We start from the raw sequence: 14,387 nt of genomic DNA, 5'->3' as shown, positions 1-14,387 counted from the left end.
TTGTGGATAAGTGTATTTATATGAATAAAATCAGTCTATCCACATGTAGATAGACTGTGTATAAGTTTGTGTTTAAATAGTTAGTTTGTCCACAGCAATTACTTGCCTAGCATACTACGAATTTGTTTAACATCTTGTTGAAGTTGCACGTCATTTTTCAACATAGAAGATATTTTTTCGTGCGCATGTATGACAGTCGTATGGTCGCGGCCGCCAAATTCTTCGCCAATTTTTGGCAGCGAAAAATCTGTCAACTCGCGTGATAAGTACATAGCGATTTGACGTGGAAAAGCAATTAATTTAGTACGTTTTTTGGCAGCGAAATCTTCCAAACGTATACTAAAATGTTCCCCTACTGCATTTTGAATGTCTAATATTGTCACTGTTCGCGGTTTTGAATTAGGAATGATATCCTTCAAGGCCTCGGCAGCTAATGTCGCAGTAATATCTTTGTTTACAAGTGATGAGTAGGCAACGACGCGAATAAGCGCACCTTCAAGCTCCCTAATATTGGAGTCGATCTGGTTCGCAATATAAAGCATTACTTCATTTGGTACCTCTAAACCGTCTGCTTTTGCTTTTTTACGCAAAATAGCGATACGAGTTTCCAAATCGGGCGGTGCAATATCAGTTATTAACCCCCATTCGAAACGTGAACGGAGCCGATCTTCTAAAGTTGGAATCTCCTTAGGAGGCCGGTCACTTGAAATAACAATTTGTTTGGATTCTTCATGTAAAGTATTAAACGTGTGGAAAAATTCTTCTTGAGTTGATTCTTTTCCAGCAAGGAATTGAATATCATCAATTAGCAGTACATCCACGTTGCGGTACTTATTGCGAAAATCAAGTGCTTTGTTATCACGAATTGAGTTAATAAATTCATTTGTAAATTTCTCGGATGATAAATACACTACTTTTGCATTTGGATTATGCTCTAGTACATAATGACCAATAGCGTGCATTAAGTGGGTTTTACCTAGCCCTACTCCCCCATAAATAAAGAATGGATTGTATGCCTTAGCAGGTGCTTCAGCTACAGCTAACGAAGCTGCATGTGCAAAGCGGTTACCAGAGCCAATAACAAACGTATCAAAAGTATATTTCGGGTTTAACATACCTGGTGAAATATCATGATGTTCATTATTTTTTGCTTGGATAATCGGCGCTGGCAAATCAAAATCGTCCGAATCCTGGTTTTTTTGAACAACAAATTTAATAAGCAAGTCTTCGCCTGTTAGCTCCGTTAATATACCTGTAATCAAATGAATATAATGATTTTCAAGCCAGTCTCGAGCAAACGAATTTGGCGCAGCAATTGTCACAGTGGACCCACTACCATTGTAAGATAGTAACTTCGTAGACTTTAGCCACGTTTCGAAGCTTGGTTTAGAAATTTTTTGTTCAACTTGAGCCAGGACATTGTTCCATAGTTCTTCTAAATGTTCCAAGCTGCTAATCTCCTTTACAGTGTTCAATACAAAAAAAAATCGCATTTATAGAATTGTAAATACGTTCATTTTATAACTCGTCCACATAATCACAAGTTGTGGATAAAAGTTAACCAAAGGCTGTGATGAAAATTATCCACAGCATATTAACAGTTGTGGATAATTAAAATGTTCGTTTTAGTTTTCAACAAAGTGAAGCACAGTAATCGTATCAGAAAAACAAAGCTATTTCAATAGTTTGTGAAACTTATCCACATAGCTTGCAGTTATGCACTTTATAGTTGTCCACAAGCACTGCTTATGTGAGAAACCTGTAGATAATTGTTGTGGATAAAAAATAATGCAAAAAATACTATACACAACTCTGTGTAAAAAAAACAAGTACTCTGTGGATAAATATTTTTATGTTTATGGAGAAAAAATATTTCTAAGTAGGGAGCCGAACACTAGAAAATTAAGAATAGAATAAATAGATAGTTCGACCGATTAAAAGAAATTTGTGAAATTCATTGACAAAATAACTAGATACTTTATATAATATTCGAGTCTGTATGTTGAAAAATTCAACTCATATCAGGAGGTGTCTATATAAATGAAACGTACTTACCAACCAAAAAAACGTAAGCACAGCAAAGTACACGGTTTCCGCGCACGTATGAGCACGAAAAACGGTCGCAAAGTTCTTGCTGCTCGTCGTCGTAAAGGAAGAAAAGTTTTATCAGCATAAAATAAGTCCACTGAGCCACATCAGTGGTCTTTTTTTTCTTTATTTTTGGTAAACCTAGAAATGAGGATCAAAAGATATTATCTAATAGCAGGTGAAAGAAATGAAAAAACGCCAACGAGTGAAGAAGAATGATGATTTTCAAAAGGTGTTTAAAAAAGGTAAATCTTTCGCTAATCGTCAGTTTGTTGTTTATTTTTTAGTAAAAGAGGGACAAACGGAATTTCGTGTAGGTTTATCAGTTAGTAAGAAGCTTGGGAATGCGGTAACACGCAACCAAGTAAAACGCTATATTCGACAAAGTATTCATGAGTTAAAAGATGATCTAAAGCCGAATATGGATTATGTTATTATCGCCAGACATCCGGCGGCCACTATGGATTTTCATGAAGTGAAACAAAGTTTGCAGCATGTACTACGAATCGCAAAGGTAATGAAAAAAGTGTAATGTATGCAACCAAGTGGTGAAATTACGCCTGTACTGTTAGCAATAGAATAGATAATATGTGATTTTTCATAAAATTATATGTAAGAGAATTATACGCACGGGGGTATTCCTGGCGAGAGTTTTCGCTTAAAAATATGTAAAATTCACAACTTATCTTAGGAATAAGCGTGTGTAGTTAGAATATTTAGTAGAGTGAATGTTATAGGCATGATAAAATAACTGATAACTTTATCTTCATCGAGGACTCTCAAAAGTGGACTGAAATAAAGATAAGGCTACTGTCATTTAACCGATTATGTGAGAGGAAACTGTCGGTACAAAAAGAAGCATATAGAATAAGAAAAAGTGAATAGGAATTGTAGGGGGAAGAAGGTTGAAAAAACAACATTGGGTAATTTTGTCACTAGTATCAGTAGCCTTACTACTTTCTGGTTGTACAGAATTCAATGAACCAATTTCCAAAGATAGCACAGGCTTCTGGAATGAATTCATTGTTTGGCCGTTGGTATCAGCAATAAAATACTTTGCTGATCTGCTAGGTACGTATGCATGGGGGATCATTGCCGTAACGATTATTATTCGTTTAGCAATTTTGCCATTGATGATCAAACAAACAAAGAGTTCTAAAAAGATGCAAGAAATTCAACCAAAATTGAAGGAACTGCAAAAGAAGTATGCTTCTAAGGATGCTCAGACACAACAACAATATCAGCAAGAAATGATGAAGTTAATGAGTGAATCTGGAGTAAATCCACTTGCAGGATGCTTACCAGTAATCATTCAAATGCCAATCTTAATTGGTTTCTATCATGCAATTAGCCGTATGAATGCAACATCAACATTTGATCTAGGGAATTTCTTTATCTTCCCGCTAGCAGATCCTGCACCTGCATTAGCTATTACAGCTGGCTTAATGCAATTTATCGTGTTACGTACAGGACCAGCAATGGATAATCCTCAAATGAAAATTATGATGTATATTATGCCATTCATGATTATTGGTTTTGGTATGGCCTTACCAGCTGCATTATCATTATACTGGGTAATCGGAAACATTATTTCGATTTTCCAAAACTTGTACATTTATAAACCCTGGAATAAAGATAAAACACAACCTGCTCAAAATGGAGGGGCTAAAAAGTGAAACAACTTACGCAAATAGGCGCAACAACACAAGAAGCGATCTCATTGGCGTTACAGAAACTTGGCAAAACCCGTGAACAAGTAGATGTTGAAGTTTTACAAGAAGGTAAAAAAGGATTTTTAGGTTTTGGTGCACGTTCTGCAGAGGTACGTGTAACAGTAAAAGAAGTTCAGGTTCCGACAATTGAAAGCGACAATGCTCAATTGCAGGTAGTAACAGTAGTAGATGATGTTGAAACACTAAGTTCACAAGTTTCTGAACAACCAAGTGAAATGGAAGAAGTTCAACAAGTCGTTAAAGAACAAGATGAGGATGGAGACTCAGCAAATCCAATTGAAGAGGCAAAGGCTTATTTAAGTAGTATCGCTGAACAATTGGCTATTCATGATCTTGAAATTGCTACGACACGCGAAGGGAAATATGTATTATTTCAACTCAAAAGTGAGAAAGCTGCCCTGCTTATAGGGAAACGAGGTCAAACATTAAATTCCTTACAGCAATTAACGCAACTCGTATTAAATAAAAGCGCAAAGCAGTTCTTAATGGTGAAACTGGATGTAGAAAATTATCGCGAGCGTCGACAAGTAGCTTTAGAATTACTTGCGGATCGAATGGCGGATAAAGCATTACGCTTAAATCAACGTGTGGCATTTGAACCAATGCCGTCTTACGAACGAAAGATAATTCATAATCAATTAGCAAATCGTCTAGATCTTGAAACGTATTCAGAAGGTACCGAGCCTAATCGTTATTTAGTAATAGAACCAGTAAAAAATAATTAAACTGTTTCACATAATCATACAGACAATATATTTTGAAAGGTCATTTTATCTTTTAGATAAAATGACCTTTTTTAATGAAACATAGCAAATTTTGTCGAAAATAGGATTAGCGAAAAATTGATTTTATCCACATTTGGAAATGATCCTTACTTTAGATTTTGTTGAAAATATGTTAGTCTAAGGTGTTAGTAAGTATTGGTCGGTTTTGATTATCCACATGTGGATAACGTTGAGGAGGTCATTAAATGGAGTTCGATACAATTGCTGCGATATCCACACCGATGGGTGAAGGTGCCATAGCCATCGTTCGTTTAAGTGGAGACGAGGCTGTGACGATTGCAGATAAAATATTCAAATCACCCGGGGGAAAAAGTTTAACAACCAAAGATTCGCACACTATTCATTATGGACATTTAGTCGATCCTAAAACTAATGAGGTAGTAGAGGAAGTAATGCTATCGCTGATGCGTGGGCCAAAAACATTCACACGTGAGGATGTAGTTGAAATAAACTGTCATGGTGGATTAGTTTCAGTCAAACGCGTGTTGCAACTTGCTTTAACAAATGGAGCAAGGCTAGCTGAGCCAGGTGAATTCACAAAACGTGCCTTTTTAAATGGACGTATTGATTTATCACAGGCTGAAGCAGTAATGGATTTGATAAGAGCTAAAACAGATCGTGCGATGAATGTGGCTCTGGGTCAAATGGATGGAAAATTATCGAGACTTATTGGTGATTTGCGCCAAGCTTTACTAGAGACATTAGCCCAAGTAGAGGTTAATATAGATTATCCAGAGTATGATGATGTAGAAGAAATGACTGTACCTGTATTAGTAGAGAAATGTACATGGGTAAAAAATGAAATTATAAAACTTTTGCAAACATCTTCTCAAGGAAAAATTTTACGTGAGGGATTATCAACAGTTATTTTAGGTCGTCCGAATGTTGGGAAATCTTCACTATTAAATAGCTTAGTACAAGAAAATAAGGCCATAGTGACAGATATTGCAGGGACTACTCGTGATATTATAGAGGAGTACGTCAATGTCCGAGGTGTTCCACTTCGTTTAGTGGATACAGCGGGTATTCGGGAAACAGAAGATATTGTTGAACGAATTGGAGTAGAACGCTCACGGGAAGCTCTTCGTGGAGCTGATTTAATTCTGTTTGTATTAAACTATGCAGATGAATTAACTGCTGAGGATGAGCGTCTATTCGAAACAATTGAAGCGATGGATTACATTGTCATTGTCAATAAAACAGATTTACCGCAAAAAATTGATTTGGCTCATGTCAAGGAATTAGCTGGTGAGCATCGCATTGTAACAACTTCTCTGCTACAAGAGGAAGGTATTACAGAGCTAGAAGAAGCCATTGCTGCATTATTCTTTGAGGGACAAATCGAAGCGGGCGATTTAACATATGTTTCAAATGCAAGACATATTGCCCTTCTGCACCAAGCGCAAGCAACGGTAGAAGATGCAATAGCAGCTGCACAGGATGGTGTACCAGTCGATATGGTACAAATTGATGTAACAAGAACATGGGAAATACTTGGCGAAATCATTGGTGATACTGTTCAAGAAAGCCTCATCAATCAACTATTTTCTCAGTTCTGTTTAGGAAAATAATTTTTAGAAAGAAAGGAAGGTACGAGCATGCCAACAAAATATGAGGCAGGCACGTTTGATGTGATTGTGATTGGTGCTGGTCATGCAGGTTCAGAAGCTGCACATGCTGCGGCTAAAATGGGCGCTAACACATTAATGCTAACAATCAATTTAGATATGATTGCATTTATGCCATGTAATCCATCTATTGGTGGTCCTGCCAAAGGAATTGTCGTACGTGAGATTGACGCTTTAGGAGGCGTCATGGGGAAAGTGATAGATAAAACGCATATTCAAATGCGAATGTTGAATACAGGGAAAGGCCCAGCTGTACGTGCATTGCGCGCACAAGCGGACAAAGTTTTGTATCAACAGGAAATGAAACGAGTATTAGAGGAAACACCAAACTTAACAATCCATCAAGGGATGGTTGAAGAGTTAATTATTGAAGATGGGGAAGTAAAAGGGGTCATTACACAAATTGGTGCCGTTTATCGTGCTAAAACAGTCGTCGTGACAACAGGTACTTTCCTACGTGGTGAAATCATAATCGGTGATATTAAATATTCAAGTGGTCCTAATAACCAGCAACCGTCAATTCGCTTAGCTGATAATTTAAAAGAGCTAGGTTTTGACCTAGTTCGATTTAAAACAGGTACACCACCACGTGTGAATAATCGTACAATAAACTATGACAAAACAGAGATTCAACCAGGAGATGATGTTCCACGTGCATTTAGTTTTGAAACGACTGAATTCATCATGGATCAGCTACCTTGCTGGTTAACATACACAAGCCCTGAAACACATGAAATTATTGAAGCAAATTTACATCTTTCACCGATGTACTCAGGGATGATTAAAGGGACAGGTCCACGTTATTGTCCATCTATTGAAGATAAAGTTGTACGTTTTAATGATAAGCCAAGACATCAAATCTTCTTAGAGCCAGAAGGCCGCAATACACGTGAGGTTTATGTTCAAGGTTTGTCAACAAGCCTACCAGAGCATGTTCAAACACGTTTACTAAAATCTATACCTGGCTTAGAGAATGCGGAAATGATGCGTGCTGGTTATGCTATTGAATACGATTCAATTGTGCCAACACAATTATGGCCAACTTTAGAAACGAAACGTATTAAAGGCTTATATACAGCAGGTCAAATTAACGGTACATCTGGCTATGAAGAAGCTGCCGCGCAAGGCTTAATGGCGGGCATGAATGCAGCTGCTAGTGTATTAGGTAAAGACGAATTAATTTTAAGCCGTTCTGATGCTTATATTGGCGTTTTGATCGATGACCTAGTGACTAAAGGAACAAATGAGCCATATCGTTTATTAACATCTCGTGCAGAGTATCGTTTACTATTACGTCACGATAATGCAGATCTACGATTAGTAGAGTTAGCTTATAACATGGGGATGATTCCACAAGAAAGATATGCTAGTTTCAATGAGAAAAAAGAGCTGATTGAAAATGAAATTGCACGTCTTCGTGAAGTCATTATTAAGCCAAATGAAGCCACACAATCTGTTATTCGTTCTGTTGGTGGTAGTGAATTAAAAGACGGTATACGTGGTGCAGATTTATTAAAACGCCCTGAAATGCATTATGAGTTAATTTCTTCTTTAATTCCGGCAGAAATTGAATTGGCGGATGAAGTAAAAGAACAAATTGAAATTCAGCTTAAATATGAAGGCTATATCGAAAAAGCATTGCAACAGGTAGAGAAACTACACAAAATGGAAAACAAAAAAATTCCTGAGAATATTGATTACGATGCTATTTCAGGTTTAGCAACAGAAGCGCGTCAAAAATTAAAACAAGTTACACCACTGTCTATTGCGCAAGCCTCTCGTATTTCTGGTGTTAATCCAGCTGATATTTCAATTCTGCTTGTTTATATTGAACAAGGTAAAATTGCGAAAGTAAGCAGCTGATCATCAACAACAGTAAAGTAAATAAGAGGCGGGCATACCATTGTGCCCGCTTCCTATTTTTAAGGCTATACTATTAGTTGGAGTTGTATAGCTAGATCAACAAAGGAGACTTTACATGAACGAACAACAATTTATTGAGGCTCTGAAAGAGAAAGGGATCGAACTTTCTGATATACAGATTGCTCAATTTAAAAAGTATTTTGAATTACTTGTTGAGTGGAATGAAAAGATGAATTTAACTGCCATTACAGATTTAGAAGGCGTGTATTTAAAGCATTTCTTCGATTCGATTAGTCCTTCATTTTACTTTGATTTTTCAAAAGTCATAACTGTTTGTGATGTTGGGGCAGGAGCTGGTTTCCCAAGTATCCCAATAAAAATCTGTTTCCCACATTTACAAGTTACAATTGTCGACTCCTTAAATAAAAGAATTACCTTTTTAAATCATTTAAGTGATGAGTTACAATTAGAGAATATGCATTTTGTACATGCTCGAGCGGAAGAGTTTGGTCAAAATTTAAAATACCGCGAACAATTTGATGTGGTAACAGCACGTGCTGTAGCTCGTTTATCAGTTCTAGCAGAGTTATGTGTACCTTTAGCGAAACAAGAGGGATATTTTGTTGCTTTAAAAGCCGCAGCTGGGGCAGAAGAATTAAAGGATGCTAAAAAAGCTTTAACAACATTAGGTGTTAAACTGAGAGAGGAATTTTCTTTCAAGCTACCTGTTGAAGAAAGTGAACGCATTTTATATATATTTGATAAAATAAAAGGAACACCGAAAAAATATCCGCGTAAGCCAGGTGTACCAAATAAAACACCGATTCAATAATTAGTGTTTCATGTGAAACTTCTCAAAGTGGAAAATATTTTTTCTATTTTGAGCATACATACTAGTTATGGATGGTTCACGCAAAAGACATCTATGAACTATATACATTTAAAGAAATATAATAAATAATAATAGAATGACACAGAGCAAGATAGTTACTTAAAGGTGGTGCCACTTGGATGAAAAGTCCTTTTTCACGTTTTTTTGGAGGCGGAAGTAAAACAGAGCCTATTGTGAAAAATAAAGTAGAACAAGCAGAGGCGGTTCATGCAGCGGAAGAAGTCATAAAGTTGCCTATTGATCAAATTGTACCTAACCGTTTTCAGCCACGTACTATTTTTGATGATGAAAAAATTGAAGAATTATCAAGAACCATTCATACACATGGTGTGATTCAGCCAATTGTTGTACGTAAAACATCAGACAATCAATATGAAATTATCGCTGGTGAGCGTCGTTATCGAGCGATGAAAAAGCTACAATGGACAGAGGTCCCTGCTATTGTACGTAATTTAACTGATAAGGAAACAGCATCTATTGCGTTAATAGAGAACTTGCAGCGTGAGGAGTTAACTGCAATTGAAGAAGCGGTAGCCTATCAAAAATTATTAGAGCTTCATGAGCTAACACAGGAAGCTCTTGCCCAAAGACTTGGAAAAGGACAATCCACTGTAGCCAACAAATTACGTTTATTAAGGCTGCCAGATGAAGTACAGCAAGCTATTTTGAAGCGAAAAATATCTGAACGACATGCACGTGCATTAATTGCTATTAAAGATCAACCATTGCAACTAGAAATTTTACAGCTAGCAATTGAAAATGATTGGAATGTGCGACAGTTAGAGGAGCAAATCCAGGCTATATTACATCCTGTAGCTGATGAGCAGGAAGAATCAATTCCAAAGAAAGCTAAACCAAAACGTAAAGCTATAAGTAAAGATGTACGTATTGCTTTGAATACCATCAAACAGTCATTAACGATGGTAACAAAAAGTGGGATTACAGTGAAAACTGAAGAAGAAGATACAGAAGAATACTATCAAATTACAGTGAAGATTCCTAAAAAGAAAAAAGTGTAATAAATTATTTTAGAAAAATAATCTGTGATCAAATTTATCACTGTACAAGGGAGATATCTCAGAAGGTTAATAGAGATATCTCCTTTTTTGTATATATTCTTAATATTTTATACAACTCTCTTCAAATTTTTTGATAGAATGAAAGTTAGATAGCGGATTAAATAGTGATTTTACAAATGATTTGTCAAAGTAAACTTTGATAGATGAAAGCAGGTGCTTTTAAATGGGTAGAATTATAGCAATCGCCAATCAAAAGGGTGGCGTAGGTAAAACAACAACTTCGGTCAATTTGAGCGCTTGCCTAGCATACTTAGGTAAGAAAGTGCTTTTAATTGATACTGATCCGCAGGGGAATACAACAAGTGGACTTGGTATTAATAAAGGAGAAATACAGGGTTGCATTTATGATGTGCTCATTGATGATGAAGATGTTCAAAATGTCATTCAAAAAACAAATGTAGAAAATTTATCTATCGTGCCAGCAACAATCTCACTTGCAGGTGCAGAAATTGAATTGGTTTCAACTATTTCCAGAGAAGTACGTTTAAAACATGCATTACAAAATGTGAAAGAGGATTTCGATTATATAATTATTGACTGTCCACCATCTTTAGGGCTTTTAACAATCAATGCGTTAACAGCTTCAGATGCGCTCATTATTCCTGTACAATGTGAATATTATGCATTGGAAGGGTTAAGTCAATTACTATCAACAGTTCGCCTCGTTCAAAAGCATTTAAATCAACAGCTTTACATCGATGGCGTTTTATTAACAATGCTAGATGCACGCACAAACTTAGGTTTGCAAGTTATTGATGAAGTGAAAAAGTATTTCCAAGATAAAGTATATAAAACAATAATTCCTCGTAATGTGCGATTAAGTGAGGCACCAAGTCATGGTCAACCAATCATCACTTATGATGCAAAATCTAGAGGTGCAGAAGTTTATTTAGAGATGGCGAGGGAAGTGATTAAAAATGGCTAAAGGTCTAGGAAAGGGTATTGGGGCATTATTTCCAGGAGAGTCTCTAGAACACAGTGGTCAAGTGGAAGAAATCCAATTAGATTTAATTGTTGCGAACCCATTTCAGCCTCGTAAAATTTTCGATGAAGAAAGTTTACAAGAATTAGCTGATTCTATTAAAGAACATGGAATTTTGCAGCCAATTGCCGTGCGTAAAAAAGCACGCAAGTTTGAAATTGTTGCGGGGGAGCGTCGTTACAGAGCTTGCCTATTAGCTGGCCTCGAGGTGATTCCTGTCATTATAAAAGAGCTATCTGATGCACAAATGATGGAGCTAGCTATTTTAGAAAACCTCCAACGTGAGGATTTAACTGTAATTGAAGAAGCAGAAGCCTACCAGAGTTTAATGGAAAACTTACATTTAACACAGGAAGAGTTATCGAAACGATTAGGAAAAAGTAGACCACATATTGCCAATCATGTTCGGCTACTGGCATTACCAGAAGATGTACGTAAATTGATGAATGATGGAACTTTATCGATGGGGCAGGGACGGGCATTACTGGGCTTGAAAAATAAAAGAAGAATATCAGAAGTGGCTAATAAGGTAATATCTCTGGGATTGAATGTACGTCAAGTTGAATTATTAGTGCAAAACTTAAATGAAGAAGTTTCACGTGAAACAATCCCACCTAAGAAAAAAGATATCTTTGTAACTGCAAAGGAGTCACAATTACGAGATTACTTTGGAACAAATGTTCAAATAAAGAAAACAAATAATAAAGGGAAAATAGAAATTGAATTTTATTCTGAAGATGATTTAGAACGTATATTGGAAATATTAAACATACAAGAAGAATAAAATAATATTTCTATAACTTAATCAGAGCGCCAAGCAATAGGCGCTCTCTATTTTTTAGAGAGAAAGAAGGCTTAAGTGTGGTATTACTAGGGGCATTGATAAATGCTGTGTTAATTATAGCAGGAGCATTAGTAGGGCGGATTTTTAAAAATATCCCTGAATCTATGAAATCTACGGTCCTTTCTATCATTGGTTTAGCCGTCACATTATTAGGGATAAAAATGGGCTTTGAAAGTGATAATTTTATTATATTGGTAGTAAGTTTAGTGGTAGGTACAGTAATAGGTGAGTGGTTAGATTTAGATAAACAAATGAATCGTCTTGGTAAATGGGTAGAGAGTTTATTTCGTACAAAACGGGATGACCAAAATCAAATTAGCATAGCAGAGGGCTTTGTAACTGCCTCACTAATTTTTGTTGTAGGATCAATGGCTGTTATAGGTGCTCTTGATAGTGGTCTTCGTAATGATCATAATGTACTCATTACAAAAGGATTAATAGATGGATTTACATCCATTATTCTAGCATCGACATTAGGTATAGGTGTACTGCTATCCGCTGTACCTGTCTTTGTTTATCAAGGATTAATAGCTCTTTTTGCAGGTGTTATAAGTTCCTTTATCCCTGATGCTGCACTGCAAATGTTCATTACAGAAATGACGGCTGTTGGCGGGGTTATGATTATGGCAATAGGGTTAAACATTGCAGGCTTAGCTAAGATCAAAGCTGCTAACTTGCTGCCAGGTATCGTCATTGTTGGTATTATGGTGGCTTTCTTCTACATTTTTTAGTGAATAACGATGAGCAGCCAGTAATAATGCTCTAGAAAGCTTTTCAGCCATTGCATAAGAGATATGAAGTCTTGTATTTTGTAAAACAAGCATTTCCATAAAGCCTCCAATATTGACGATTCCTTTCACGGAAATGTCTCCAATTGGGGGTAATTCTTTTTTTACAGCTTTTCCAGGGAAGATGGGTCCACTTTGAACTGAAATATGACCAACATTTTGCTCACTACCGAGACAGGCATCAATCGCAATAATGAATGGTTTTGTAGTATGATTGTGTAGCTGTTGCATTGTAGAATTTAGGTTTAGAGCATGTAAAGGATCTTCTAAGGAACCTACAATTTCATAAGGAAAGCTAACAGATTTTTTTAAAAAGCTACCAGTTAATGGTCCAAGTGTATCACCCGTACATCGATCACTGCCAATACAACAAAAAATTAGTCTTTCATGATGAAACGGTATATGTTCTAAAAATAATGTACTTAATTGCCAAACAGCATTTTTACTTTCATGATGAAGGGAATAAGGTAGTAACAAATTTGGTATAGTATTCATAAAAAAACTCACTTTCTTTTTATTTTTAGAAGTGCTCAATTTTTATGCAGTATACGCAAATTTTTAGCAAGTTATTCAAGAGGTGGTAATGATGGAAAAGAATAAAAAGTTAATGGAGAAATACTGGGACAAGCTCACATCTCAGGATCTTTGGGAACAAGTGATTGATGCATCTATAGAAATTTTGCTCATTCTATTAGTATCGTGGATAGCTGTAAGATTAGGTAAAAAATTTATTAAAAAAGTGTTTTTAATCCGTATGCGTTCACCATTGAGCCACTCAGAACGACGCCAACGAACAATTTCAAGATTATTACAAAGTGTGATTTCCTATGTCGTTTATTTCTCTGCAATCATTGGTATACTTTCTTCCTTAAATATAAAGGTAGCAGGTTTATTAGCGGGTGCAGGAATTGTTGGTTTAGCAATAGGTTTTGGTGCTCAAAGCTTAGTAAAGGATGTTATTACTGGATTCTTTATTATTTTTGAAGACCAGTTTGGTGTAGGCGATTATATAAAAATAAATGCAGCAGAAGGTACGGTTGTAGAAATTGGCTTACGTACAACAAAAATTAATGGTGCTACTGGTGAACAGTTCATCATTCCTAATGGTGCCATAGGCGAAGTCATCAATTATTCTGTAAACAACTCCAAAATTTTTATAGATTTACAAATGGCCACGGATGCTGATTTTGAGAAAGCAGAAGGGATTATTAATAAGTATTTAGAGACATTGCCTAAGATGCATAAAGAATTAATTGCAGCTCCAGTATTTCTAGGTGTGCAAAATGTTAAAGGGACAGAAGTAACCATTCGTATAGTTGCTGAAACATTACCGCAGCAACAATATGGAGTAGCACGTACCATACGCCGCGATATTACGAAACTCTTTGAAGAAAATAATATACCAATGGTCTATCCAAAAATGATGTTCTATGGCAAAGATGAGGGGAGAAGTGTGTAAGATGGAGGCAAAAAAATTTGGTTTAAATGATATTGTTGAAATGAAAAAACAACATCCATGCGGTACCAACAAATGGAGGATCATTCGTATGGGGGCGGATGTACGTATCAAATGCGAAGGATGTCAGCATAGTGTCATGATTCCACGTCGTGAATTTGAGAAAAAAATGAAAAAGGTTTTATTTTCTGCGGAAGAATCGTAACATCAGGCATATTAGACTTTTTCTGGGTGAATCAATATAATAGA

At 36.2% G+C, this 14,387-nt stretch carries 15 protein-coding genes; 13 read left to right on the top strand and 2 right to left on the bottom strand.

What is annotated here, in order from left to right:
• Positions 1-98 precede the first annotated feature (98 nt).
• Positions 99-1,493 carry a chromosomal replication initiator protein DnaA gene (gene dnaA, locus NP781_RS22650; protein ID WP_369700628.1) on the bottom strand — a complete coding sequence of 465 codons (1,395 nt, stop codon included), beginning with the start codon at positions 1,491-1,493 and terminating at the stop codon, positions 99-101.
• 547 nt (positions 1,494-2,040) lie between these two features.
• Here dnaA and rpmH point away from each other — a divergent pair.
• The 11 genes from rpmH to NP781_RS22595 all read left to right on the top strand — a co-directional run bounded on the left by rpmH (position 2,041) and on the right by NP781_RS22595 (position 12,625).
• Complete coding sequence (gene rpmH, locus NP781_RS22645) at positions 2,041-2,175, top strand: 50S ribosomal protein L34 (RefSeq protein WP_004233310.1); 135 nt, start codon at positions 2,041-2,043, stop codon at positions 2,173-2,175.
• A gap of 100 nt (positions 2,176-2,275) precedes the next feature.
• Positions 2,276-2,620 carry a ribonuclease P protein component gene (gene rnpA, locus NP781_RS22640; protein ID WP_004233316.1) on the top strand — a complete coding sequence of 115 codons (345 nt, stop codon included), beginning with the start codon at positions 2,276-2,278 and terminating at the stop codon, positions 2,618-2,620.
• Between the two features lie 373 nt (positions 2,621-2,993).
• Positions 2,994-3,764 (top strand): membrane protein insertase YidC, encoded by a 771-nt coding sequence (yidC, locus tag NP781_RS22635; RefSeq protein ID WP_025115704.1) that lies wholly within the window; start codon positions 2,994-2,996, stop codon positions 3,762-3,764.
• Positions 3,761-4,546: an RNA-binding cell elongation regulator Jag/EloR gene (jag, locus tag NP781_RS22630; protein ID WP_257520881.1), complete on the top strand. Its 786-nt coding sequence runs from the start codon at positions 3,761-3,763 to the stop codon at positions 4,544-4,546. The genes yidC and jag overlap by 4 nt, the downstream gene beginning before the upstream one ends.
• A 245-nt stretch (positions 4,547-4,791) precedes the next feature.
• The gene (mnmE, locus tag NP781_RS22625) at positions 4,792-6,177 is read left to right on the top strand and encodes a tRNA uridine-5-carboxymethylaminomethyl(34) synthesis GTPase MnmE (RefSeq protein WP_221682473.1); all 1,386 of its coding nucleotides are present in this window, start codon (positions 4,792-4,794) and stop codon (positions 6,175-6,177) included.
• A 27-nt stretch (positions 6,178-6,204) separates the two neighbouring features.
• Complete coding sequence (gene mnmG, locus NP781_RS22620) at positions 6,205-8,097, top strand: tRNA uridine-5-carboxymethylaminomethyl(34) synthesis enzyme MnmG (RefSeq protein WP_257520880.1); 1,893 nt, start codon at positions 6,205-6,207, stop codon at positions 8,095-8,097.
• Between the two features lie 115 nt (positions 8,098-8,212).
• Positions 8,213-8,929 (top strand): 16S rRNA (guanine(527)-N(7))-methyltransferase RsmG, encoded by a 717-nt coding sequence (gene rsmG, locus NP781_RS22615; protein ID WP_004233322.1) that lies wholly within the window; start codon positions 8,213-8,215, stop codon positions 8,927-8,929.
• A 179-nt stretch (positions 8,930-9,108) separates the two neighbouring features.
• On the top strand, positions 9,109-10,008 hold the full coding sequence (noc, locus tag NP781_RS22610) for a nucleoid occlusion protein (protein ID WP_257520879.1): 900 nt from the start codon (positions 9,109-9,111) through the stop codon (positions 10,006-10,008).
• A gap of 223 nt (positions 10,009-10,231) precedes the next feature.
• Positions 10,232-10,993 (top strand): ParA family protein, encoded by a 762-nt coding sequence (locus NP781_RS22605; protein WP_004233325.1) that lies wholly within the window; start codon positions 10,232-10,234, stop codon positions 10,991-10,993.
• Positions 10,986-11,834 (top strand): ParB/RepB/Spo0J family partition protein, encoded by an 849-nt coding sequence (locus tag NP781_RS22600; RefSeq protein ID WP_221682471.1) that lies wholly within the window; start codon positions 10,986-10,988, stop codon positions 11,832-11,834. Before NP781_RS22605 ends, NP781_RS22600 begins: the two co-directional genes overlap by 8 nt.
• Before the next feature lie 77 nt (positions 11,835-11,911).
• Positions 11,912-12,625: a DUF554 domain-containing protein gene (locus NP781_RS22595; protein ID WP_004233330.1), complete on the top strand. Its 714-nt coding sequence runs from the start codon at positions 11,912-11,914 to the stop codon at positions 12,623-12,625.
• On the opposite strand, the gene yyaC is transcribed toward NP781_RS22595, so the two are convergent.
• Entirely contained in the window at positions 12,545-13,177 is a 633-nt protein-coding gene (yyaC, locus tag NP781_RS22590) for a spore protease YyaC (RefSeq protein WP_004233333.1), read from the bottom strand. The two genes, NP781_RS22595 and yyaC, sit on opposite strands and share 81 nt — an antisense overlap.
• A gap of 91 nt (positions 13,178-13,268) precedes the next feature.
• Between yyaC and NP781_RS22585 the strand changes: the two genes are divergently transcribed.
• A complete protein-coding gene (locus NP781_RS22585) occupies positions 13,269-14,141 on the top strand; it encodes a mechanosensitive ion channel family protein (protein ID WP_257520878.1) in 873 nt (290 codons plus the stop codon).
• A gap of 1 nt (position 14,142) precedes the next feature.
• Positions 14,143-14,343 carry a DUF951 domain-containing protein gene (locus NP781_RS22580; RefSeq protein WP_257520877.1) on the top strand — a complete coding sequence of 67 codons (201 nt, stop codon included), beginning with the start codon at positions 14,143-14,145 and terminating at the stop codon, positions 14,341-14,343.
• Positions 14,344-14,387 lie beyond the last annotated feature (44 nt).

The sequence above is a fragment of the Lysinibacillus sp. FN11 genome (genome assembly GCF_024628845.1).
GTDB classification, from domain to species: Bacteria; Bacillota; Bacilli; order Bacillales_A; family Planococcaceae; genus Lysinibacillus; species Lysinibacillus capsici.
Note: the sequence above shows the minus strand (reverse complement) of the source record. Positions and strands in the feature narration are given on the sequence as shown.

What these genes read in the sequence shown, in the direction of transcription:
- dnaA (WP_369700628.1), bottom strand. Translation starts at nt 1,493, where the DNA reads ATGCGATTTTTTTTTGTATTGAACACTGTAAAGGAGATTAGCAGCTTG.
- rpmH (WP_004233310.1), top strand. Translation starts at nt 2,041, where the DNA reads ATGAAACGTACTTACCAACCAAAAAAACGTAAGCACAGCAAAGTACAC.
- rnpA (WP_004233316.1), top strand. Translation starts at nt 2,276, where the DNA reads ATGAAAAAACGCCAACGAGTGAAGAAGAATGATGATTTTCAAAAGGTG.
- mnmE (WP_221682473.1), top strand. Translation starts at nt 4,792, where the DNA reads ATGGAGTTCGATACAATTGCTGCGATATCCACACCGATGGGTGAAGGT.
- mnmG (WP_257520880.1), top strand. Translation starts at nt 6,205, where the DNA reads ATGCCAACAAAATATGAGGCAGGCACGTTTGATGTGATTGTGATTGGT.
- rsmG (WP_004233322.1), top strand. Translation starts at nt 8,213, where the DNA reads ATGAACGAACAACAATTTATTGAGGCTCTGAAAGAGAAAGGGATCGAA.
- noc (WP_257520879.1), top strand. Translation starts at nt 9,109, where the DNA reads ATGAAAAGTCCTTTTTCACGTTTTTTTGGAGGCGGAAGTAAAACAGAG.
- NP781_RS22605 (WP_004233325.1), top strand. Translation starts at nt 10,232, where the DNA reads ATGGGTAGAATTATAGCAATCGCCAATCAAAAGGGTGGCGTAGGTAAA.
- NP781_RS22600 (WP_221682471.1), top strand. Translation starts at nt 10,986, where the DNA reads ATGGCTAAAGGTCTAGGAAAGGGTATTGGGGCATTATTTCCAGGAGAG.
- yyaC (WP_004233333.1), bottom strand. Translation starts at nt 13,177, where the DNA reads ATGAATACTATACCAAATTTGTTACTACCTTATTCCCTTCATCATGAA.
- NP781_RS22585 (WP_257520878.1), top strand. Translation starts at nt 13,269, where the DNA reads ATGGAAAAGAATAAAAAGTTAATGGAGAAATACTGGGACAAGCTCACA.
- NP781_RS22580 (WP_257520877.1), top strand. Translation starts at nt 14,143, where the DNA reads ATGGAGGCAAAAAAATTTGGTTTAAATGATATTGTTGAAATGAAAAAA.